At 33.6% G+C, this 21,368-nt stretch carries 17 protein-coding genes; 10 read left to right on the top strand and 7 right to left on the bottom strand.

Annotated features, from left to right (window positions below; all coding sequences use genetic code 11):
• Positions 1–48 precede the first annotated feature (48 nt).
• Positions 49–879 (top strand): hypothetical protein, encoded by an 831-nt coding sequence (locus Q0822_RS05355; RefSeq protein ID WP_299121121.1) that lies wholly within the window; start codon positions 49–51, stop codon positions 877–879.
• A gap of 11 nt (positions 880–890) precedes the next feature.
• Here Q0822_RS05355 and trpS read toward each other — a convergent pair whose 3' ends face one another.
• Positions 891–1,859, bottom strand: coding sequence for a tryptophan--tRNA ligase (trpS, locus tag Q0822_RS05350; protein WP_299121119.1), 969 nt, complete (start codon positions 1,857–1,859; stop codon positions 891–893).
• Between the two features lie 123 nt (positions 1,860–1,982).
• Here trpS and Q0822_RS05345 point away from each other — a divergent pair, with 123 nt between their 5' ends.
• A complete protein-coding gene (locus Q0822_RS05345; protein ID WP_299121116.1) occupies positions 1,983–2,735 on the top strand; it encodes a lysophospholipid acyltransferase family protein in 753 nt (250 codons plus the stop codon).
• Positions 2,736–2,809: 74 nt separating this feature from the next.
• Here Q0822_RS05345 and Q0822_RS05340 read toward each other — a convergent pair whose 3' ends face one another.
• From Q0822_RS05340 to recA, 4 genes are all read right to left on the bottom strand, one after another.
• Positions 2,810–4,384, bottom strand: coding sequence for a hypothetical protein (locus Q0822_RS05340; RefSeq protein WP_299121114.1), 1,575 nt, complete (start codon positions 4,382–4,384; stop codon positions 2,810–2,812).
• A 2-nt stretch (positions 4,385–4,386) separates the two neighbouring features.
• Positions 4,387–4,932: an RNA polymerase sigma factor gene (locus Q0822_RS05335; RefSeq protein WP_299121113.1), complete on the bottom strand. Its 546-nt coding sequence runs from the start codon at positions 4,930–4,932 to the stop codon at positions 4,387–4,389.
• A gap of 50 nt (positions 4,933–4,982) precedes the next feature.
• Complete coding sequence (locus tag Q0822_RS05330; RefSeq protein ID WP_299121110.1) at positions 4,983–5,408, bottom strand: hypothetical protein; 426 nt, start codon at positions 5,406–5,408, stop codon at positions 4,983–4,985.
• A 99-nt stretch (positions 5,409–5,507) separates the two neighbouring features.
• The gene (recA, locus tag Q0822_RS05325) at positions 5,508–6,512 is read right to left on the bottom strand and encodes a recombinase RecA (RefSeq protein ID WP_299121107.1); all 1,005 of its coding nucleotides are present in this window, start codon (positions 6,510–6,512) and stop codon (positions 5,508–5,510) included.
• A gap of 185 nt (positions 6,513–6,697) precedes the next feature.
• On the opposite strand from recA, the gene Q0822_RS05320 reads away from it, so the two are divergent.
• The gene (locus Q0822_RS05320; protein ID WP_299121105.1) at positions 6,698–8,191 is read left to right on the top strand and encodes a RagB/SusD family nutrient uptake outer membrane protein; all 1,494 of its coding nucleotides are present in this window, start codon (positions 6,698–6,700) and stop codon (positions 8,189–8,191) included.
• 372 nt (positions 8,192–8,563) lie between these two features.
• Positions 8,564–9,634, top strand: a complete 1,071-nt coding sequence (locus Q0822_RS05315; protein ID WP_299121102.1) for a rhodanese-related sulfurtransferase — start codon at positions 8,564–8,566, stop codon at positions 9,632–9,634.
• Positions 9,635–9,669: 35 nt separating this feature from the next.
• Here Q0822_RS05315 and Q0822_RS05310 read toward each other — a convergent pair whose 3' ends face one another.
• Positions 9,670–11,082 carry a peptidoglycan DD-metalloendopeptidase family protein gene (locus tag Q0822_RS05310; RefSeq protein ID WP_299121099.1) on the bottom strand — a complete coding sequence of 471 codons (1,413 nt, stop codon included), beginning with the start codon at positions 11,080–11,082 and terminating at the stop codon, positions 9,670–9,672.
• Positions 11,083–11,307: 225 nt separating this feature from the next.
• Here Q0822_RS05310 and ricT point away from each other — a divergent pair, with 225 nt between their 5' ends.
• From ricT to Q0822_RS05285, 5 genes are all read left to right on the top strand, one after another.
• Complete coding sequence (gene ricT / locus Q0822_RS05305; protein ID WP_299121096.1) at positions 11,308–12,528, top strand: regulatory iron-sulfur-containing complex subunit RicT; 1,221 nt, start codon at positions 11,308–11,310, stop codon at positions 12,526–12,528.
• Positions 12,512–13,015, top strand: coding sequence for a gliding motility lipoprotein GldH (locus Q0822_RS05300; protein ID WP_299121093.1), 504 nt, complete (start codon positions 12,512–12,514; stop codon positions 13,013–13,015). The genes ricT and Q0822_RS05300 overlap by 17 nt, the downstream gene beginning before the upstream one ends.
• 5 nt (positions 13,016–13,020) lie before the next feature.
• Positions 13,021–15,375: a transglycosylase domain-containing protein gene (locus Q0822_RS05295; protein WP_299121088.1), complete on the top strand. Its 2,355-nt coding sequence runs from the start codon at positions 13,021–13,023 to the stop codon at positions 15,373–15,375.
• Positions 15,376–15,472: 97 nt separating this feature from the next.
• Positions 15,473–16,174, top strand: coding sequence for a CoA transferase subunit A (locus Q0822_RS05290; protein WP_299121086.1), 702 nt, complete (start codon positions 15,473–15,475; stop codon positions 16,172–16,174).
• 2 nt (positions 16,175–16,176) lie between these two features.
• Positions 16,177–16,830, top strand: a complete 654-nt coding sequence (locus tag Q0822_RS05285) for a 3-oxoacid CoA-transferase subunit B (protein WP_299121084.1) — start codon at positions 16,177–16,179, stop codon at positions 16,828–16,830.
• 344 nt (positions 16,831–17,174) lie between these two features.
• On the opposite strand, the gene Q0822_RS05280 is transcribed toward Q0822_RS05285, so the two are convergent.
• A complete protein-coding gene (locus tag Q0822_RS05280; protein WP_299121081.1) occupies positions 17,175–18,866 on the bottom strand; it encodes an ABC transporter ATP-binding protein in 1,692 nt (563 codons plus the stop codon).
• 166 nt (positions 18,867–19,032) lie between these two features.
• Between Q0822_RS05280 and Q0822_RS05275 the strand changes: the two genes are divergently transcribed.
• On the top strand, positions 19,033–21,336 hold the full coding sequence (locus tag Q0822_RS05275) for a M43 family zinc metalloprotease (RefSeq protein ID WP_299121078.1): 2,304 nt from the start codon (positions 19,033–19,035) through the stop codon (positions 21,334–21,336).
• Positions 21,337–21,368: the final 32 nt, after the last annotated feature.

Raw genomic sequence — 21,368 nt, 5'->3', positions numbered from 1 at the left:
TTTACTTTTTTGCAAAGAATAGTGAATACAAGAAATATTTATTTAATAATGAAAAAGTCAATCTTAGTAGCTACGTTCATAGCTTTATTTACAAATATGTTTTGGGCTCAAGATATTTTTAGTGTTGAGTATAATAAAAATAATTCGGTAACGGAAATAGGGAAGATATCAAATAAGCAGAAAGAAGGACTTTATGCATATTTCGATGGAAAAGGTTTTGTAAGAAAGTTTTCTTTTTACAAAGAAGGTGAAAAACAAAAGTTTTCAAAAGTTGTATTGGAAAAAGAATATTATGATAATGAGGTATTAAAGAGTATAGGTGTTTTAAAAGAGAATAAAAAAGAAGGAGTTTGGTTCTTTTTTAGTGTACATGGGTTTATAAACTCTGCTCAAAATTTTTCAAACGGATTATTAGATAATACTAGTTACAGATTTCAGCCAGACGGTGAATTAGCTAGTTATACCAACTATGTGAATGGTAAAATGGATGGCGAGTATAAAGAGTTTCATTATGGTGGAGATCTTCATGTTGAGGCGATTTATAAAGATGATAAGATTATTGATGGAGATTTAATCTATTACCACCCAAACGGTAACATTAAAACATCTTACACCTATTTAAATAATAAAGTAATTGGTAAAAGTAGGACGTATTACCTCTCTGGTCAAATTGAGATTGATGGTCAGTATAATGAAAATGGATATAAAACAGGTGTTTGGAAAGAGTACTATGAAAATGGGGTATTAAAAGAACAATACACTTGTAAAAATGGAGGATTTCACGGTGAGTTTATTAAATATAAAAAAGACGGAAGTATAGATAAGATTTATATCTTCGAAAAGAATAAATTAATAGAGAATAAAACTAACGATGATTAATCTTATGTTTTCTAATACCCAACCTTTTGTCTCACACGCTTCAATACATCATCAGCAACAACTTTAGCCTTAGCTGCACCTTTAGCCAAAGCAGCATCAACTTCTTCAAGATTATTCATATAATAATCATAACGTTCTCTAGGCTCAGAAAAACGCTCTAAAATCAATTCGTATAAAGCTTGTTTAGCATGGCCATAACCGTAATTGCCATTTTCGTAATTAGCTTTCATCTCTGTAATTTGAGCATCAGAAGCTAATAAACTATACAAAGCAAAACAGTTACAAGTTGACCAGTCTTTTGGTTCTTCAAGTGGAGTACTATCAGTTTCGATTGACATTATTTTTTTACGTAGTTGTTTTTCAGGTAAAAAGATATTAATAAAATTCCCTCTACTTTTACTCATTTTTTCACCATCGGTTCCAGGAATAAGCATGGTGTTTTCTTGTAATTTTTCTTCAGGTAATACAAAAGCTTCTCCCATTTTAGTATGAAAACGTGAAGCAACATCGCGCGTAAATTCAATATGCTGCACTTGGTCTTTACCAACTGGAATAATTTCGGCATCATACAATAAAATATCTGCCGCCATAAGCATTGGATACATAAATAACCCTGAATTTACATCATCTAAACGGTCAGCTTTATCTTTAAATCCATGTGCTAATTTTAGGCGTTGGTATGGAAAAAAGCAATCTAAATACCAAGCCAATTCTGTTACTTGAGGAATATCACTTTGCCTGTAAAACACTGTTTTTTCAATATCTAAGCCAAATGCTAACCAAGTTGCAGCAACAGAGTAGGTATTATTTCTTAACTCTTCAGCGTCTTTTATTTGTGTTAAGGTGTGTAAATTTGCAATAAATAGAAATGAGTCGTTTTTAGAATCATTTGCCATTTCTATTGCAGGTAAAATTGCACCTAAAATATTTCCTAGATGTGGTGTTCCTGTACTTTGTATTCCTGTTAGTATTCTTGCCATGTTCACCTCTCACAAAAGTGGGAGTCTCATTAAATTAAACTTAATTTTTAATCGAAGTACAAAGTTAATTTTTTTGATAGAACTATAAGACCGTATTTAATTTAAATACTTAGTTTTGAAAAGATGAAGATTTTTAAATATCCATTCTGGGTTTTATATCGTATTTGGTTTTACATTCTTGTATTAATACCTATTATCGTATTGTTTCCTGTGTTAATTATTTCTATTTCTAGAGAACAATGGTATCCTCTTTTTTTTCGATTGGCTCGCATATGGTCTAAATTTATTTTAATAGGCATGGGGTTTGGCTATAAAATCATAAAGGAGGAAACGCCAGAACCTAAAAAGAGTTACATGTTTGTAGCTAACCATACCTCTATGACAGATATAATGCTAATGTTAGTGGCTTCTAAAAATCCTTTTGTATTTGTAGGTAAAGCTGAATTAGCTAAAATTCCACTATTTGGGTTCTTTTATAAACGTACTTGTATACTGGTAGATCGAAGCAGTGCTAAAAGCAGACAAGCTGTTTTTTTAAGAGCGCAACGACGTTTAAAACAAGGATTAAGTATTTGTATCTTCCCAGAAGGTGGAGTACCAGAAGAACACATTCTTTTAGATGCTTTTAAAGATGGAGCGTTTCGTTTGGCTATAAATCATCAAATCCCTGTGGTGCCAATTACATTTTATGATAACAAAAAGCGATTTTCGTACACGTTTTTTAGCGGAGGACCAGGTAAAATGCGTGCTAAAATCCATAAGTTTTTACAAACTGAAGGATTAGGCACTGAAGATACTAAGTCGCTAAATGAAAACGCAAGAACGGTAATTTGGGATGAATTAAGTAAATCTATAAAAGCAAAAAAGCTACCCTAACCACGAGTAGCTTTTTTAATCATTGCATTCATCATTGCTTAATTGTTGTTGCAATAACCTAACCTAAATTTAACCTAAAACTTAAAACTTAATCCTGTATATACACCAACAAAGAAAGGATTAAAATTACCAGACGTATTATTGAATGTATTTATTTGATACTTGAACGTAGGTTCAAGATTGACATTCCATTGTTTTGACAGGCTATAATCTAAGCCTAATCCCAAATTAGCACTATAACTTGTGCTATTAATATTATTAGCTTCACCAATTAAGGTAGGAGTTCCGTGTAAGTCTGCATAAATCTCATTCTGATTTAAAAAGAAGGTACTAAATCCACCAATGACATTGACACCAAATTTTTTATCAACTATTCTATACTCTAACTCTAATGGGACCTCGATAAAACCAAAACGTTGATCAAGGTTACCTGACTTAATAGGTGATGATGATTCGGGCATCTGCATCAATTTTGCGCTCATAAGAGATGCTATGGGTAAATTATTATTAAAAGTAATATTACCGCCAATAGGAATGTTCGATGTTCTGGAAGCCGCAGTAGATATACTTGGGCCTGTAAAAGCATAAACTTCAGAAGTAGATTGACTAAGATTAACGCGGCTCACACCAGTTCTAACTTTTAGTCTTTTAGTAATTGCATAAGATCCAACAATACCATAGCTCATATTAATATCGCTTGTTTTGGTATTGCTATTAAACTGCTCGCCTATTGAAGACCCTTGTCCTAAAGAACTGTAATAAACAGGCGCCACATTGGGTGCAATGCTCCACCTGTTTTGTTTTTCTTCTTCTTTTTCATCTATAATATTTCCTACAATAGCGTTTTTAATATCTTGTTTATTTATCTCTTCAATAATTGCATTTTCAGACTTTAATTCTTCGTCGTTTTTTGCTTCAGTACCTTTATTCTCATCACCTGATTTATTTGAACTAGCATTATTTGCTACAGCTGTTTTATTCTTTTCAATCGTATTTTTAATGGTAGATTTGAGTTCTTTTTCATTAGCGAGTTGCGCAGCATCGGAATCTTTTGAGCTATTATTAGATGTATTTGCAGCAACCTTAGTGCTATTCTCTTTATTATTAACAGTTGTTAAATCATTACGCTTTTGAGAAGAATTAATCTTTTCTTTTTCTTTAGAATAGTTAGCAACAGCATTTGATTCTTTCTGATACTGATTAGAATTAATTAATTGATTAGAAACATTATCCTTTTTAGGATTATCAGTTGCGTCACCTTCTTTATTAATTAAATTATTGTCAGCTTCTGAATCAACATATTTAATTTTTTCAACCCCATTAGTTTTCTGCAACTCGTCTTGCTCAGAATTTGTTGAAGTTTTTAAATTGTCGTTAGCTTTGTTAGTTTCAATTTTATCTGTATTTACAATAGGTAAATCTTTATTGCTATTATCAACAGAATTAAACATTGAAACGCCAGCAGTCAATAGCAATGCGATTGCAGCTGCAACTCCACCAATTTGCCACCAAAGCGCAATAACTCTACGCTTTTTCTTTTTATTTGGAAGACTTTCATTTATACGATTCCAAACAGCATCGTTAGGTGCTACTTCAAAATCCTTAAACTTTTCTTGAAAAAGTCTGTCTATGTTCTTCTTATCGTTCATTTTTATAAACTCTGCGAATTAAAATTCGCTCTGTAATCTTCTATTTTGTCTTTTAAAATTAATCTTGCTCTAGCAAGATTTGATTTTGAGGTTCCGGTTGAAATATTTATTAATTCACTTATCTCTACATGAGAGTAGCCATCTAATACATACAAATTGAATACTAATCTGTATCGGTCTGGCAATTCTTGAACGATTTTTAATAAAAAATCGATATTCAAATCCTCATCATTAATGTCTACAGAGACATCTTCTATATTTCCTTCGTTTACGATGTCGTAAACTCCAACATCCTCTCTGTAGCGCTGCAATGTTGTATTAATTGCAATACGTTTTAACCAACCTTCAAAAGAACCTTTATTGTTATACTGACCTATTTTACTAAATACAGTTATAAATGTATCGTGCAGATTATCTTCTGCTTCCACATAGTTTTTAGAGTACTTAAGACAAAGCGAAAATAATTTACTTGCATATTGCTTGTATAATTGGCCTTGTGCTTGAGCATCTTGTTTAATACAATTTTTAATGAGTCTGTCTAAACTCACATTTTTTTTGGAATTAATTAATAATTATTTCTCATCGTCATTTCCTAAATTTAGTCTGCCGCTACCACTGGAACTTCTACTAAAAAGTATTGATCTAAGCCCTCATCGTTTTCTCCTTGATAAAATTTAAACAGATATGTTTCTGTACCAGAGACTATAAAATCAAAACTTACCGTGACTTGTTGTGGATCGTCAAGACAACCAGGTCTTTCATTAGCAGACTGCACTGTATTTACTACAGCGATAGTTCTTTCGTTTCCATTAATTTCATATATAAAATCATAGAAATCGTAACAGAGACTCGGTCTTGTGTAAGTTATAGCAATCTCATATGTTTCACCATGGATAAATTGTTCAGGGACTACCACACTATCAACTAGTAAGACTTCTGTCAATAGAACAGGATTATCATTATCAAGACTACATGACGTAAGCATTGAGATAAAAACGACGACTAAAAGAGCGTACTTTTTCATGTAATTATAATCAATTTCACCCTGTAGATGCAAAAATCACAAAAGGGTTGCGTGTAAAAATGAAAAAATCCTGATTTTTTTTCAGGATTTTTACTTTTTCTACTTAGAACTGTTAATTAAAGCTCTTACTTTTTCCTCTAATTCATCCATTAAATCAGGATTTTCTTTTATTAAAGCCTTTACAGCATCTCGTCCTTGACCAAGCTTGGTATCTTCATAACTAAACCAAGAACCACTCTTTTTTACAATGTCGTGCTCTACAGCTAAATCTAATACTTCACCAACTTTAGAGATACCTTCACCATACATTATATCAAATTCTGCAAGCTTAAAAGGAGGTGCTACCTTATTTTTAACCACTTTTACTCTAGTTTTATTACCCATTACAGTACTATCACTATTCTTTATTTGTGTTGATCGTCTAATATCTAAACGCACAGAAGCATAAAATTTAAGGGCATTACCACCAGTTGTGGTTTCAGGATTTCCGAACATTACACCGATTTTTTCACGTAATTGATTAATAAAAATTACAGTACAATTTGTTTTACTTATTGAAGCCGTTAGTTTTCTTAAAGCTTGAGACATTAAACGTGCATGCAATCCCATTTTAGAGTCTCCCATTTCACCCTCAATTTCACTTTTAGGTGTTAATGCAGCCACGGAGTCAATAACAACAATATCAATAGCACCAGATCTAATTAAGTTGTCTGCAATTTCTAGTGCTTGTTCACCATTATCGGGTTGAGAAATAATTAAATTATCTATATCTACACCTAAGTTTTCAGCATAAAAACGATCAAAAGCATGTTCTGCATCAATAAAAGCGGCAATACCTCCAGCTTTTTGTGCTTCTGCTATAGCATGCAGTGTTAACGTTGTTTTACCAGAAGATTCCGGACCATATATTTCAATTACTCTACCTCTTGGATATCCACCCACACCTAATGCAATATCTAAACCTAAAGAACCAGATGAAATAGCATCGACATCTACAATAGCCTGATCGCTCATTTTCATTACAGTCCCTTTTCCATAAGCTTTATCTAGTTTATCTAATGTTAATTTTAAAGCTTTTAATTTCGCGTCTTTTTCACTACTCATTTCTTCTGTTTTTTTCTTAGTTATGTGCATCAAAAATACCACTTATTTTAATTTTTCTGTATTTAATATTGCACCAATTTTATTCTTTCTTTCAACAATCCTCTACTCAATATAATACTTGATATCCATGGCTCAAAAGTGAGTCTTAAATTAAATTTCTTACATTTATTTAAAATTGCAAGCCTATGAAAAAAGTGAACTCATACATATTGACGTTATTATTTCTTTTCTTGTTTTCCTTAAATTTCACATCTTGTTCTAATGATATAGAATTAGAAGATCTGTATGATGAATTAGACAATGTTGATCCGGAAAACATAGCATTAATGCTAGATGATTTATATTCAAAAATGTATAGTACAAGCTCTGGAGGTTCGACTAGAATAGACGATTTTGGCCAAAAAGGCTATGACATTTATTCAGATGTATTAACTGGTGATATGGCTGTAAATTATACTACATACGGGTGGTATAAATCTATAACTTCTTTTGAGAGCACAATGGATTCATCTCACGAGTCTAATACTATAGTATGGTTTTATTATTATAATATTATTGAGACTGCAAATACTGTAATTGGAGAATTGGGTGGTAGCAACTCAAACCCTGCAGATGAGATGTTTCGTCATTATCTTGGCCAAGCTTTAGCATTAAGAAGTTATGCCTATTTTTATCTATCCCAATTCATGTCCAATGATTATAATCCTTCATCAGAAATACTACCGCTATATTTAGAAGGATCAGATACATATATACCTAAATCTGCGACACAAGAAGTTTTTCAGCAGATTGAAAATGACTTAAATAGGGCCATTGAATTATTGGATAATTATCAACGACCTTCTAAACTAAATATTAACAAATTCGTTGCCCAGAGTATTTTGGCCTATACGATTGCGGCTCAAAGAGATCAAACTCGCTTTAACGAGGTTGTTTTATTGTGCGATGAAGTAATAGCAACTAGTGGAGCCTCTATAATGAATTCAACCGAAGTTACAAATGGGTTCAATAATGTTCAAACTCCTGGATGGATTTGGGGAGTAAATCTTACCCAAGAAATGGATATAGTATATTCTTGGTGGACCCATATGGACTATTTTACATTTGGTTATTCTTGGGCTGGGGATAATAAAACAATAGATCAAAACTTATATAATTCGATACCAAATGAAGATGTAAGAAAAGAACAGTTTTATTCAGTTGTTGGGGATAACTATTTAGCACCACTTGATAAGTTCTATGATGATGAAAGATTACCGGGAAATGATACAAATACACTAGAAACAGCATATGTGCCAGCAGACTCAGACTATGTGTTTATTCGTATTGCTGAACTTTATATTTTAAAAGCAGAGTCCTTAGCCAAATTAGGTCAAGAGGCGGCAGCAAGAAGCACTTTGTCAGAAGTGTTATCACTCAGATTATCTGACACCTCTTATCTTAATTCACTGTCTGGCAGTAGCTTACAAGATGAAATTTTTCTTCAAACAAGGATAGAATTTTGGGGTGAGGGGAAGACTTATTTAGCACTCAAACGCAACGAGGAAAATACTGGAATTAGAGGTAATAATCACAACTATTTTATTGGTCAAACATTTATTCATTACGATGAACGTTTAACTTTTGAAATTCCACAATCTGTTATTGAGAGCAATCCGTTTATTAACGAGCAAAATTGATTTGGTTTCTCATTAAAGGAATTTTTTCAATTTTATGACGCAACCCTTTTACACTTTTTACATCTACTTAATGAAAAGGAAAAAATTGCTATGTAAATACCCATTAAAATTCTTTTTTTGATCATTTAGAATATAGTGGTATTAAATTTATTCAATTAGTAAAAACATGAGGCATCTCAGCTGCTCTGAGTTTTCTAAGCAGCTGTTAAGCCGATGTGAAGCTAACTTTTCATTAAGTTTTATGTTATTAAGTTAGTAAAAAAGCACTTTAAGAATCTTAAAGTGCTTTTTTTGATGCCTAATCCTTTGTTATTTAAGCACAAACAATACCTTTGTAGCATAATTATTCTTTAACCTTAAAATTAGTATAGCATGCAACTGTACAATAACTTAAGTGCTAAGGAAAGAGCAGCTCTTATAAAAAAAGCTGGTAAAGAACGCTTAACAATCTCTTTCTACAAGTACGCCAAAATTGGTAACACAGAAATTTTTAGAAACCACATGTTTGTAGCTTGGGACCAACAAGAAGTCCTAGGACGAATTTATGTGGCTAAAGAAGGCATTAATGCACAACTCTCTGTCCCTGCGGAAAACTTTGATAACTTTAAAAACCATTTAGACACCATTACTTTTTTAGAAAATGTAAGATTAAACATTGCTATTGAGCATGATAATTTTGCCTTTTTAAAGTTGAAAGTTAAGGTTAGAAATAAAATCGTAGCAGATGGATTAAATGACGATTCATTTGATGTTAGAAATAAAGGCGTTCATGTAAATGCTGAAAAATTTAATGAGCTTATTGAAGATCCTGATACTGTTTTAGTAGATATGCGTAATCATTACGAAAGTGAAATAGGTCATTTTAAAAATGCTATAACGCCAGATGTAGATACATTTAGAGAGTCTTTAGACTTAATTGAAGAAGATTTACGCGAGCATAAAGAAGATAAGAAACTTGTGATGTATTGCACTGGCGGAATTAGATGTGAAAAAGCGAGTGCCTATTATAAACATAAAGGTTTTAAAAACGTATTTCAGCTTGAAGGTGGCATAATTAATTATGTAAGACAAATTGAAGCCGAAGGTTTAGAAAACAAATTTATAGGTAAAAACTTTGTGTTTGACCAAAGGCGCTCAGAGCGTATAAGTGATGATGTTATAGCTAATTGCCATCAATGTGGAGAACCAGCAGATTTGCACACAAATTGTGCTAACGAAGCTTGCCACCTATTGTTTATTCAATGTGAATCCTGTAAAGAAAAAATGGAAAATTGCTGCTCCACAAACTGTATGGAAATAAACCGTTTGCCTTATGAAGAGCAAAAAGCTTTAAGAAAAGGTCAAGGTAATAGCAACGATATTTTCAAAAAAGGTCGTGCAGACCATTTACCATATAAAAAAGATTTACGAAATATTTTTGAAACGCTTAATACTACAGAATAAAGAAAAGGCTCTAATTTAATTAGAGCCTTTTTATTTTACTTCTTTATAAGCTTAATTGTTTTTTTCTGCTGTTGTTCGCCTTCAAGAGTTACAAAATACATTCCATTTGAAAGGTCTGCTAAATTCAATTCCTTAATACCTTCATCTGAATTTTTATTTACTATTAAAATTGTTTTACCGAGTATATCGACTACACTGGCTTTTTTAATTTTAGCTGTAGAATTAACGTTTACAATATCATCAAATGGATTTGGGTATATTGAAGTTCCTTCTAATGTTTCATCTTCAATACCTAGTTGATCAGTAACATTAAAATCGTACGTTTCTGTTTGTCCTTGATAAGTTACTTCCCATGTCCAGGTACCAAGAGCATCTACAGGAAAAAACCAATAGTAATACCAAGATGAAGATGTAGTGGTGGTGTTTATTGACCAATCGTATAGATAACTTCCATTTGGTCGTATAACCTTTAATGACAAAGGTGTATTCGCGATTTGATCTCTCAGAAAAGCAGAAAGATAAATATCTTCAGAAATATCAAAATCAGAATTTTCATAAGTAGTTTCAGTAGTTGGGCATGCAGGGAAAACATTAGGAGCTTGGCTATGCGTCATTATTGCGTTAATATTAGAATTGACATATGGTTTTTGGTTTGCCCACCAAGAGTCAGTATTCAAACTATTACAAGTTCCTGAATATGGGTCTATTAGATCCGTAAGGGTATTATTAACAATACTTTGGTACACTTCCATATGCAAATGAGGTCCTGTAGAAATACCAGAGCTTCCTACGATGCCTAGATATTCACCTTCGCTTACCATATCGCCAACATTTTTTGATGTGGTAGAACCATTTTTCATATGACCATACAAAGCCACACTTCCATCACTATGTTGTACATAGACAGCATTCCATGGTGTTGTGGTATTAAAATCACAGCTACGGTCAAATTCTCCATCGCTTTTGGCAACAATTTGTCCAGCAGCAGCAGCAATAATTTCTACTCCATCATCATCCATTAATTTCCAAGTAAATGGCCAATTATAAATATCAATACCCTGATGATTGTAATTTGAAGTATCGTATGTAATTGAACCACAATTATAATCTAATAAATTGTTATTGAAATTTAAGTCGTGATCAACATAGCCAGAAATAGCCCAAACATCATTATAGTCTATGTTGCTAGCTTTTTGAATTGGCCATATAAATAGCGGATGATTTCCGCTTTTTACCTCTTTAAATGATAATCGGTTTTGAAGTTGTAATTTCTTTATATTAGTTTGAAGGGTTTTCCCTATATCGCTTCTTTGCTCAGGTGTTAAACATGCTTTTCTTTCAGGATTAAAAACAAATTCGCCACCACCAATGGGAGAGTCGGGAGTTTGAGCATTACAAAAATAAACGGAAAGTAGAATGAGGATTAGTAGTGTAGTTTTTGATTTCATAATTAATAGCTTTTAATATTATAACATCGCAATAAATTTAATTTGTGAGCATAAATTACGTAAAACATTGAATATAAGCAATTTATATTTTAGTTTTTTGAGTCTGAATCCCAAGCTATCTGTCAATTATTTTTCTGAATAAATAATATTATCTTTACTCATTAATTATTTACGAATCCTATATCTAGATTTTTAATACATCTAGATTTAATATATAAAATTTTTATGGCTTGCAACAGTTGTTCAACTGGTAAAGATGGCCAACCAAAAGGATGCAAAAACAATGGAACTTGCGGTACAGATAGCTGTAACAAACTCACTGTTTTTGATTGGTTAGCTAACATGTCGCTTCCAAACGGTCAAGACCCATTTATTGGTATTGAAGTGCGTTTTAAAAACGGCAGAAAACAATATTACAAAAACACAGAAAACCTTACACTAAGCATTGGAGACATTGTAGCCACACAAGCAAAATCTGGCCATGATATAGGAATGGTTACACTTACTGGCGAGTTGGTAAGAGTACAAATGAAGCGTAAGAAAGTAAACCTTGATGACCCAGAAAAGGTTTTAAAAATATACCGAAAAGCATCACAAAAAGATATCGACATTTGGTCTGCTTCTAGAGATAAAGAAGAACCAATGAAGGTTAAAGCAAGACAATTTGCTATTGACCTGAATTTGAAGATGAAAATCTCTGATATTGAATTTCAAGGAGATGGCAGTAAAGCTACGTTTTACTACACAGCAGAAGAACGTGTAGACTTTAGAGAGCTGATAAAAGTTTTTGCGCGCGAGTTTAGAACTCGTATTGAAATGAAGCAAGTTGGCTTTAGACAAGAAGCCGCAAGACTAGGAGGTATAGGTTCTTGTGGTAGAGAACTTTGTTGCTCTACTTGGTTAACCGATTTTAGATCCGTTAGTACGTCTGCAGCACGTTATCAGCAACTGTCTTTAAATCCATTAAAACTTGCTGGTCAGTGTGGTAAACTGAAATGTTGCCTCAATTATGAGCTAGATGCATATTTAGATGCTTTAAAAGCATTCCCGAAAAATGACACAAAGCTTTATACAGAAAAAGGAACGGCTGTTTGCCAAAAGACTGATATTTTTAAAGGTTTAATGTGGTATGCCTATGAAGGTGAATGGATGAATTGGCATGTTATTACTACAGACCAAGCCAATGAAATAATTGAAAAAAATAAGAAAAAAGAGAAGGTGGCAAGTCTCGAAGAATATGCTGCTGAGCATATAGAGGACACTAAAAATGAGTTTGAGAACGTTGTAGGTCAAGATAGTTTAACACGTTTCGATAGTCCAAAATCGAGAAAGAAACGTAAAAACAATAGGAATAATAAAAACAGAAACAACAAGAATAGAACTCATAATCGAAACCGCAACCAAAAATCAAATGCCAAAACAAATACCAATGCCAAGAAAAATTAACTGTTTCTTTCTATCATTGATCAGTTGTTTTTTTATCACAAGTTGTGACTCAAATGCTGTTTTCGATAGGTATGAATCTGCGCCAAACCAATGGCATAAAGATTCTATTGTTAGTTTCAATTTTAAAGCACCAGATACCGTTAATTACTATAATCTATTCGTTAATTTAAGAAACACTAACGATTATAAGTTCAGTAATTTATTTCTACTTGTAGAATTAAATTATCCAAATGGAAAAGCGGTTAAAGATACTTTAGAGTATAAAATGGCTGCGCCGAATGGGGAACTTTTGGGTACAGGATTTTCCGATATTAAAGAGAATAAATTGTGGTTTAGAGGTTTCAATGAATCATTTAAGTTTAATGAGGAAGGTGATTACACAGTCAATATTCAACATGCTATGAGAAAGAACGGTGACATCAATGGCATTGAAAATTTAGAAGGTATTACTGAGATAGGTTTTAGGGTAGAACATGCTCAAAAATAATAATTATGGCAAAAAAGAAAACAACACAATCTAAATCAGCGACTTTAGATTTTTCAAAATATATACGTTGGTTTTGGATGGCATTTGCAGGAGGTATTTTAGCAATAGTCCTTTTATTTTTATTGGCTTCTTGGGGGTTTTTAGGAGAAATGCCAGATCATACCAGATTAGAAAATCCAGAAACGAATTTAGCAACGGAGATCATCTCCTCTGATGGCGAAACTCTTGGTAAGTTTTATTTTGATGATAACAGAACACCCGTTGGTTATGAAGATTTACCAAAAAATTTAGTTGATGCGTTAATAGCCACTGAAGATATTCGTCATTACGAGCATTCTGGGATTGATGCTAGAGGAACGTTAAGGGCAATTACAAGTTTAGGAAGAAGTGGCGGCGCAAGTACAATATCTCAGCAAGTTTCTCGTCAATTATTTGTAGGAGTTGCGTCTCCAAACACAATAAGCAGATTAACTCAAAAAATAAAAGAATGGGTTATCGCTATACGCTTGGAGCGTCAGTACACAAAAGAAGAGATTATAGCAATGTACTTTAACATCTATGATTTTGGTAATAATGGTGATGGTATCAGATCAGCAGCTAGGATCTATTTTGGTAAAGAGCCAAAAGATTTAGATGTAAAAGAGTCTGCCATGTTGGTGGGAATGTTTAAGAATTCATCTTTATATAACCCTATTCCATCAAGAAACCCTGTTGGTGTTAAAAACAGAAGAAATGTAGTTTTGGCTCAAATGGCAAAATATGGATATATAGATGAAAATGTTAAAGACTCACTGCAAAAAACAGAACTCGATCTAAACTTTACACCAGAAACACATAGCCAAGGTACTGCAACCTATTTTAGAGAATATCTTAGAGGTTTTATGAAAGATTGGACAAATGATAAAAACAATAGAAAACCGGATGGGAGTAAATACGATTTATATAGTGATGGTTTAAAGGTATTCACTACAATAGATTCTCGTATGCAGAAATACGCAGAAGATGCAGTAGCACAACATATGCCAAGATTACAAGCTGAATTTGATAATCAAAACACACCAAAGCGTAATAAAACAGCACCTTTTTTAGAGTTGGACCAATCAGAAATCAAGAAATTGATGAACGACGGAATGAAACGTGGTGAGCGTTGGAGAATTTTGAAAGAACAAGGAAAATCAGAAAAGGAAATAAGAGCTTCATTTGAAAAGCCAACAGAAATGCGAATTTTTAAATGGATTGATGGTAAAGCAAGCGAAGTAGATACAGTTATGAAGCCTATTGATTCTATGCGTTATTATAAATCGTTTTTGCGTCCAGGAATGATGTCAATGGATCCACTTACAGGTCATGTGAAAGCTTGGGTTGGTGGCATGAATTACAAGCACTTTCAATACGATATGGTAAAACAAGGGAAGCGTCAAGTGGGTTCTACTTTTAAACCATTTGTATATGCAACAGCGATAGATCAATTACAGTATTCTCCTTGCGATTCTTTTCCAAGATCACCAATAACTATTGAAGCAAATAAATTTGGGAATCCAGAATCATGGACTGTTAAAAACGTTGATGCTAACTATTCTGGTAAGCAAACACTAAAAGACGCCTTAGCGAGTTCAACGAATACAGTTACAGCACGTTTAATGAATGAGATAGGGCCACAACCTGTTGCTGAAATGGCAAAGAAACTAGGTATTACTTCAGAAATTCTGCCTGTGCCGGCAATCGCTTTAGGAACTGCAGATATTAGTGTATATGAAATGGTTGCTGCTTATTCTACATTTGCAAATAAAGGGGTCTACAATAAACCAGTTATGGTGACACGTATTGAAGACAAAAATGGAACTGTACTTTATCAATTTGCACCAGAGAGTAAGGATGTTTTGAGTGAACAAGTGGCTTATGTAACGGTGAATCTTATGGAAGGGGTAACTCAAGCAGGCTCAGGTAGACGATTACGGCATAAAGGCTTTGATAAGTGGAATGCCGCTTACAGAGAAATTATTACGGGTTATCCTTATGAATTAAAAAATCCTATTGCAGGTAAAACAGGAACCACTCAAAACCAAAGTGATGGATGGTTTATGGGAATGGTTCCTAATTTAGTTACAGGTGTTTGGGTTGGTGCAGAAGACAGAGCTGCACATTTTCGTTCAACCACTTATGGTCAAGGTGCTTCTATGGCATTACCAATTTGGGGATTGTATATGAAAGCCTGTTATGCAGATGAAACTTTAGATGTTTCTACCGGGAAGTTTGATAAGCCTTCAAGATTATCTATAGATATTGATTGCAAAGCTAGAGACGAAGGTGATCTTGGCAGCGATGATGATCCTGAGGATGATATAGATGTGGATTTCTAAAAATTTCAAATTCTTTTTCAAGCTCATTTTTTAGCTAGATTTTTATATGATTTCTAGCCGTAGTTTTGTACTTTTCAAGGTATAAATATTTTAATTTATGATCAATAAAAAAGTATCAGGTGTGGTAGAAGCGCTAAATGGTGTTTCTGACAACATGACTTTTATGTTCGGTGGATTTGGCTTGTCTGGTATTGCTGAAAATTCAATAGCAGAATTAGTAAAACGCAATGTAAAAGGGTTGACCTGTATTTCTAATAATGCAGGTGTAGATGATTTTGGTTTGGGATTACTTCTACAACAAAAGCAAATCAAAAAAATGATTTCATCTTATGTAGGTGAAAATGATGAGTTTGAACGTCAAATGCTTTCAGGCGAATTAGATGTAGAATTAATTCCTCAAGGTACACTAGCAGAACGCTGTAGAGCAGCACAAGCTGGCTTTCCTGCTATTTATACACCAGCTGGTTATGGAACAGAAGTAGCTGAAGGAAAAGAAACTAGAGAGTTTGATGGAAAAATGTATGTATTAGAACATGCTTTTAAAGCAGATTTTGCTTTTGTAAAAGCTTGGAAAGGTGATGCTGCTGGAAATTTAATTTTTAAAGGTACAGCAAGAAACTTTAATCCAAATATGTGTGGTGCGGCTAAAATAACAGTGGCTGAGGTAGAGGAGTTAGTGCCTGTAGGAGAATTAGATCCTAACCAAATACATATACCAGGTATATTCGTAAAGCGTATTTTTCAAGGTGAAAAATATGAGAAGAGAATAGAACAACTAACAGTTAGACAAAGAGCATAGTTATGTTAGACAAAAACGGAATAGCAAAGCGTATTGCAAAAGAAGTAAAAGATGGTTACTATGTTAATCTTGGAATAGGTATTCCAACTTTAGTTGCCAATTTTGTTAGAGATGATATTGAAGTTGAATTTCAAAGTGAAAATGGTGTTTTAGGAATGGGACCATTTCCATTTGAAGGAGATGAAGATGCAGACATTATTAATGCAGGCAAACAAACCATTACAACATTACCTGGTGCGTCTTTCTTTGATTCGGCAATGAGTTTCTCAATGATAAGAGGACAACACGTTGATTTAACGATACTTGGAGCTATGGAAGTGTCAGAAAATGGTGATATAGCTAATTGGAAAATCCCTGGAAAAATGGTAAAAGGTATGGGCGGAGCTATGGATTTGGTGGCAAGTGCAGAAAATATCATTGTTGCTATGATGCATACCAATAGAGCAGGAGCTTCTAAGTTACTGAAAACATGTTCATTACCTTTAACAGGAGTAGGTTGTGTAAAAAAGATAGTTACCAATATGGCTGTTATAGAAGTAACACCTAAAGGATTTAAACTTTTGGAACGTGCGCCTGGGGTTTCAGTCGATGAAATTAAAAATGCAACAGAGGGTACTTTGATTATTGATGGAGAAATACCTGAAATGAAATTATAACTTTAAGAGAAAAATAAGATTAAGCCGCTAAAAATTTAGTGGCTTTTTTGTAGGTAAAAACTTCACAACATACGTTAAATGTTAAAAAAATATGTATTTCATCGATTTATAATGTATTTAGACTGATAAAATGAAATATAGTTTCATATTGCAGTCCCAAACAAAACGAATATAAATTAACCTGATTTACCTTTTTGCCCCAAATCTACCATGAATTACTGCTTATGAAGTCTAAATCAAATCTACCAGAACCAACTTTAAACGAAAATCAAGAATTTTCATATTTCGAAGACACTTTGGAGTTAGTCTCAAATGTCTTAAAGTTAGCCAAAAAGATATTCATGCTATAAACCTTTTGGGATAGCATGAATTAACTTTTTGGTATAATTCTTTTTAGGTGATTCATATATTATGTCTGCATCACCAATCTCCTCTATTTTCCCTTTATTCATTACTAATAATTGATCGGCCATATATTTCACTACGGCTAAATCGTGCGAAATAAATATATATGTAAACCCAAATTGTTCCTTTAAATTATTTAATAGATTTAATACTTGAGCCTGAACAGATATGTCTAGTGCCGAAACAGATTCGTCGCATACTATTAATTGAGGTTCTAGAGCAATAGTTCTGGCAATTCCAATACGTTGTCGTTGTCCTCCAGAAAATTCATGAGGATATCTATTAAAAGCTGATGAATCCAAACCAACTTTTACAAGAATTTCCAAAACGCTCTCTTTCCTATCAGTATCAGATGTTCCAATACCATGAACTTTCATAGGTTCTAAAATGGCATTTCCAACGGTTAATCGTGGATTTAATGAAGCAAATGGATCTTGAAATATGATTTGAATATCTTTTCTAAGTTGCCGCATTTCTGAACTACTCAAATCAGTAATGTTTTTTCCTTTGTATATAATTTGTCCAGAAGTGGCTTTATCGAGTTGTAAAATAGCATTTCCTAAAGTCGATTTGCCACAACCAGATTCTCCAACCAAACCAATCGTTTCGCCAGGATATACTTTAAAATTAACTCCGTTAACTGCTTTAAAAGGTTTGTCCTTTGTAAACCAACCTTTTTTAGTAAAATACGTTTTCTCTACATCAACAACCTCTAACAAAGGAGCTTGGCTATATAGCTTTTCATGATTTTTCTTTCTATCGGCATCAGAAACAATAACTTTACTCACAGTGTCAGACATAAAATCAGAAATAGTTGGCAACTGTTTTAATCTAAATTCGGTTGAAGGTCTTGCTCCAATTAATGCTTTCGTATAATTATGTATTGGTGTATTGAATATGGTTTCAGTTGCTCCTTGTTCTACTATGTCGCCTTGATACATTACTAAAACCCTGTCTGCCAATTCGGAAACTAATGACAGGTCGTGAGAGATAAACAATACGCTCATCTTTGTTTCTTGTTGAATTGTTTTTAACAGCTCCAATATTTCTTTTTGGACCGTAACATCCAAAGCTGTTGTGGGTTCGTCAGCAATTAATAATTTAGGTTTACAAGCAATTGCCATAGCAATCATAACACGTTGTTTCTGTCCGCCAGAAATTTCGTGAGGATATGCTTTGTAAATGCGTTCTGGATTCGGAAGTTTTACCTTTTCAAATAAACTTAAGACTTCAGTTTTTACCTTTGAATGTGATAACTTTAAATGTTGATTCAAAATTTCTTCAACCTGTTTCCCACAGCGCATAGAAGGATTTAAGGAACTCATGGGTTCTTGAAAAATCATGGCAATTTCATTTCCTCTTATCGTTTGAAAATCTTTGTCTGAAAGCTTAACAAGGTTTCGTCCATTAAACGTAATGGTACCGTTTGTAATTTTTGAAATCCCTTTTGGTAACAAGCCCATTAGAGCTAGCGAAGAAATAGATTTACCAGAACCCGATTCGCCAACTACAGCCACAATTTCGTTAGGTTGAATTTCAAAGGAAATGTTATTTATAATTTGTGTTTCAGTTGTGTCTTTAAAAAAAGAAATATTTAAAGACTCAACCTCAAGTAATTTTTCATTTGCCATAGGTAAATGTAATTATTTTCTTCAAAAGTGTTGTGGAAAAACCGTAACGAAAAAAACATTTATGTATTTCATCGAAATCGTTTTCGTAAAATTTTCATATTAACAAAATTTTAATATTTTCGGTCGGTTTTTAATATTAAAAACCTTAACCATTTAATTATTTTACATGAAAAACAGAATTACACTAACATTAATAAGTTTTCTGCTTCTAGGATTTACATTAGTGTTTGCACAACAGAGAGAATGCTCTACAATGGAAAATCTTGAGTATCGAAAACAATTAGATCCAGATTTAGAAAAGCGAATGAATGACATTGAGGCTTTTACGGAGGCTAAAATTCAAGCAATGCAAGGCAAAAGCATTGAGGGTGATATTATTACTCTTCCTGTTGTTGTGCACGTACTATATAGAAATAGTACTGAGAATATTAGTGAGGCCCAAATTCAATCTCAGATCGATGTTTTAAACGAAGATTTTAGAAGAACAAATCCTGATGCTGATAATACTTGGTCACAGGCTGCAGATTCACAGATACAATTTTGTATGGCAACCGTTGATCCTAATGGAAATACAACAACAGGTATTACAAGAAAATCAACAACTCGCCAAGATTGGGGAACTAGTGACGATATGAAGAGAGCTTCACAAGGTGGAGTTGACCCGTGGGATACTAGCCAATATTTAAATATGTGGATTGTTCCAAGAATGACAAGCGGTGGACGTACAATTTTAGGCTACGCACAATTTCCTGGCGGAAGCGCTGCTACTGATGGAGTAGTAATGGCTTATAATTATTTTGGACGTGTTGGAAATGTATCTGCACCTTTTGATGGTGGAAGAACAACTACTCATGAAGTTGGTCACTTTTTAAACCTAAGACATATTTGGGGTGACGCCAACTGTGGTAATGATTTTGTAAGTGATACACCAACCCACCAAACTTCAAACGGTGGATGTCCTGTAGGGCAAGTATCTTGTGGTAGTACAGATATGGTTCAGAACTATATGGATTACACTAATGATTCTTGTATGAACTTATTTACACAAGGACAAGCCAATAGAATGAGAGCTGTTTTAGCCTCAGGTGGTTTTAGACGTAGTTTAGCTCTATCTGATAAATGTGGTGGAGGCGGAACGGCACCAACTTGTACAGATGGTGTACAAAATGGTGACGAGACTGGTGTTGATTGTGGTGGTTCATCATGTGCACCTTGTCAAACAGGTTGCAGTGAAAACCAAGTTAATGTATCAATTACATTTGATAATTATCCAGAAGAAACAGCTTGGACATTGACAAATAGTAGTAATCAGACTGTAGCTTCAGGGTCGTATTCAGCCGCAAATCCTGATGGTTCCTCAGTAAGTGAAGATTTATGTTTACCAGATGATTGCTATACATTTACAATCACGGATGCGTATGGTGATGGTATTTGCTGTTCTTATGGTAATGGTTCTTATTCTATTACAGATGCTTCAGGAAGTTTAGCTTCAGGTGGTTCATTTACTAGTTCAGAAGCTACAGATTTCTGTCTAGGCGGAGCACCAGCGCCAACATGTACAGACGGAGTACAAAACGGAGATGAAACTGGAGTAGATTGTGGAGGGTCTTGTGCACCATGTGTTACACCTCCTACATGTACAGATGGTATACAAAATGGAGATGAAACTGGTATTGATTGTGGAGGTTCAGCTTGTGCACCATGTTCTACAGGAGGTTCTGATGTTTTAAATGAAGGCTATTTTGAAACTGGCTGGGACGGCTGGTCTGATGGAGGAAGTGATTGTTTCCGTTATTCAGGATCTCGTTCTTATGAAGGTAATTACTCAATTAGAATTAGAGATAACTCTGGTACAGGATCTGCAATGACATCACCGTCATTTGACTTAAGAAGTTACAACCAAGTTGAAGTAGAATTCTATTTTTATGCTAATAGTATGGAAAATGGCGAGGATTTCTGGGTACGTTATTACAATGGTTCATCTTGGACTACAGTTGCAACTTATGCTAGAGGCACAAACTTTAATAATAATACTTTCTATACAGCAACGGTCACATTAGATGCTTCGCAGTATAATTTTGCAAGTAACTCACAGTTTAGATTTCAGTGTGATGCTTCAGGAAATAATGATCAGGTCTATATCGATCAGGTAACTATAACTGGAATCGGTACTGGTTCAAGAAGTAAAGGAGATACTTTAGAGCTCATTAGAGCTGTTGATACAGGTAATGATTTTGATTCTGAAGAAGATTTCGTAATCTATCCTAACCCAGTTAAAGGTAATACTCTATATGTAAAAATTTCTGGAGGAGAGGAAGCGTCATTTAGAATTATTAATATATTAGGTCAAACAGTACTAAAAGGTAATTCTCTTAAAGAAATAAATGTCTCTAGCTTAAAAGCTGGTATGTATTTTATTGAAGTTAATGATGGAGATGAAGCAATGACCAAAAAATTCATTAAGCAATAACACTAACTGTTTAATATAATACTTAAAAAGTC

The sequence above is a fragment of the uncultured Winogradskyella sp. genome, from assembly GCF_947496485.1.
GTDB lineage: Bacteria > Bacteroidota > Bacteroidia > Flavobacteriales > Flavobacteriaceae > Winogradskyella.
This window is presented reverse-complemented; position numbering and strand designations above follow the sequence as displayed.

What these genes read in the sequence shown, in the direction of transcription:
- Q0822_RS05355 (WP_299121121.1), top strand. Translation starts at nt 49, where the DNA reads ATGAAAAAGTCAATCTTAGTAGCTACGTTCATAGCTTTATTTACAAAT.
- trpS (WP_299121119.1), bottom strand. Translation starts at nt 1,859, where the DNA reads ATGGCAAGAATACTAACAGGAATACAAAGTACAGGAACACCACATCTA.
- Q0822_RS05345 (WP_299121116.1), top strand. Translation starts at nt 1,983, where the DNA reads ATGAAGATTTTTAAATATCCATTCTGGGTTTTATATCGTATTTGGTTT.
- Q0822_RS05340 (WP_299121114.1), bottom strand. Translation starts at nt 4,384, where the DNA reads ATGAACGATAAGAAGAACATAGACAGACTTTTTCAAGAAAAGTTTAAG.
- Q0822_RS05330 (WP_299121110.1), bottom strand. Translation starts at nt 5,408, where the DNA reads ATGAAAAAGTACGCTCTTTTAGTCGTCGTTTTTATCTCAATGCTTACG.
- recA (WP_299121107.1), bottom strand. Translation starts at nt 6,512, where the DNA reads ATGAGTAGTGAAAAAGACGCGAAATTAAAAGCTTTAAAATTAACATTA.
- Q0822_RS05320 (WP_299121105.1), top strand. Translation starts at nt 6,698, where the DNA reads ATGAAAAAAGTGAACTCATACATATTGACGTTATTATTTCTTTTCTTG.
- Q0822_RS05315 (WP_299121102.1), top strand. Translation starts at nt 8,564, where the DNA reads ATGCAACTGTACAATAACTTAAGTGCTAAGGAAAGAGCAGCTCTTATA.
- Q0822_RS05310 (WP_299121099.1), bottom strand. Translation starts at nt 11,082, where the DNA reads ATGAAATCAAAAACTACACTACTAATCCTCATTCTACTTTCCGTTTAT.
- ricT (WP_299121096.1), top strand. Translation starts at nt 11,308, where the DNA reads ATGGCTTGCAACAGTTGTTCAACTGGTAAAGATGGCCAACCAAAAGGA.
- Q0822_RS05300 (WP_299121093.1), top strand. Translation starts at nt 12,512, where the DNA reads ATGCCAAGAAAAATTAACTGTTTCTTTCTATCATTGATCAGTTGTTTT.
- Q0822_RS05295 (WP_299121088.1), top strand. Translation starts at nt 13,021, where the DNA reads ATGGCAAAAAAGAAAACAACACAATCTAAATCAGCGACTTTAGATTTT.
- Q0822_RS05290 (WP_299121086.1), top strand. Translation starts at nt 15,473, where the DNA reads ATGATCAATAAAAAAGTATCAGGTGTGGTAGAAGCGCTAAATGGTGTT.
- Q0822_RS05285 (WP_299121084.1), top strand. Translation starts at nt 16,177, where the DNA reads ATGTTAGACAAAAACGGAATAGCAAAGCGTATTGCAAAAGAAGTAAAA.
- Q0822_RS05280 (WP_299121081.1), bottom strand. Translation starts at nt 18,866, where the DNA reads ATGGCAAATGAAAAATTACTTGAGGTTGAGTCTTTAAATATTTCTTTT.
- Q0822_RS05275 (WP_299121078.1), top strand. Translation starts at nt 19,033, where the DNA reads ATGAAAAACAGAATTACACTAACATTAATAAGTTTTCTGCTTCTAGGA.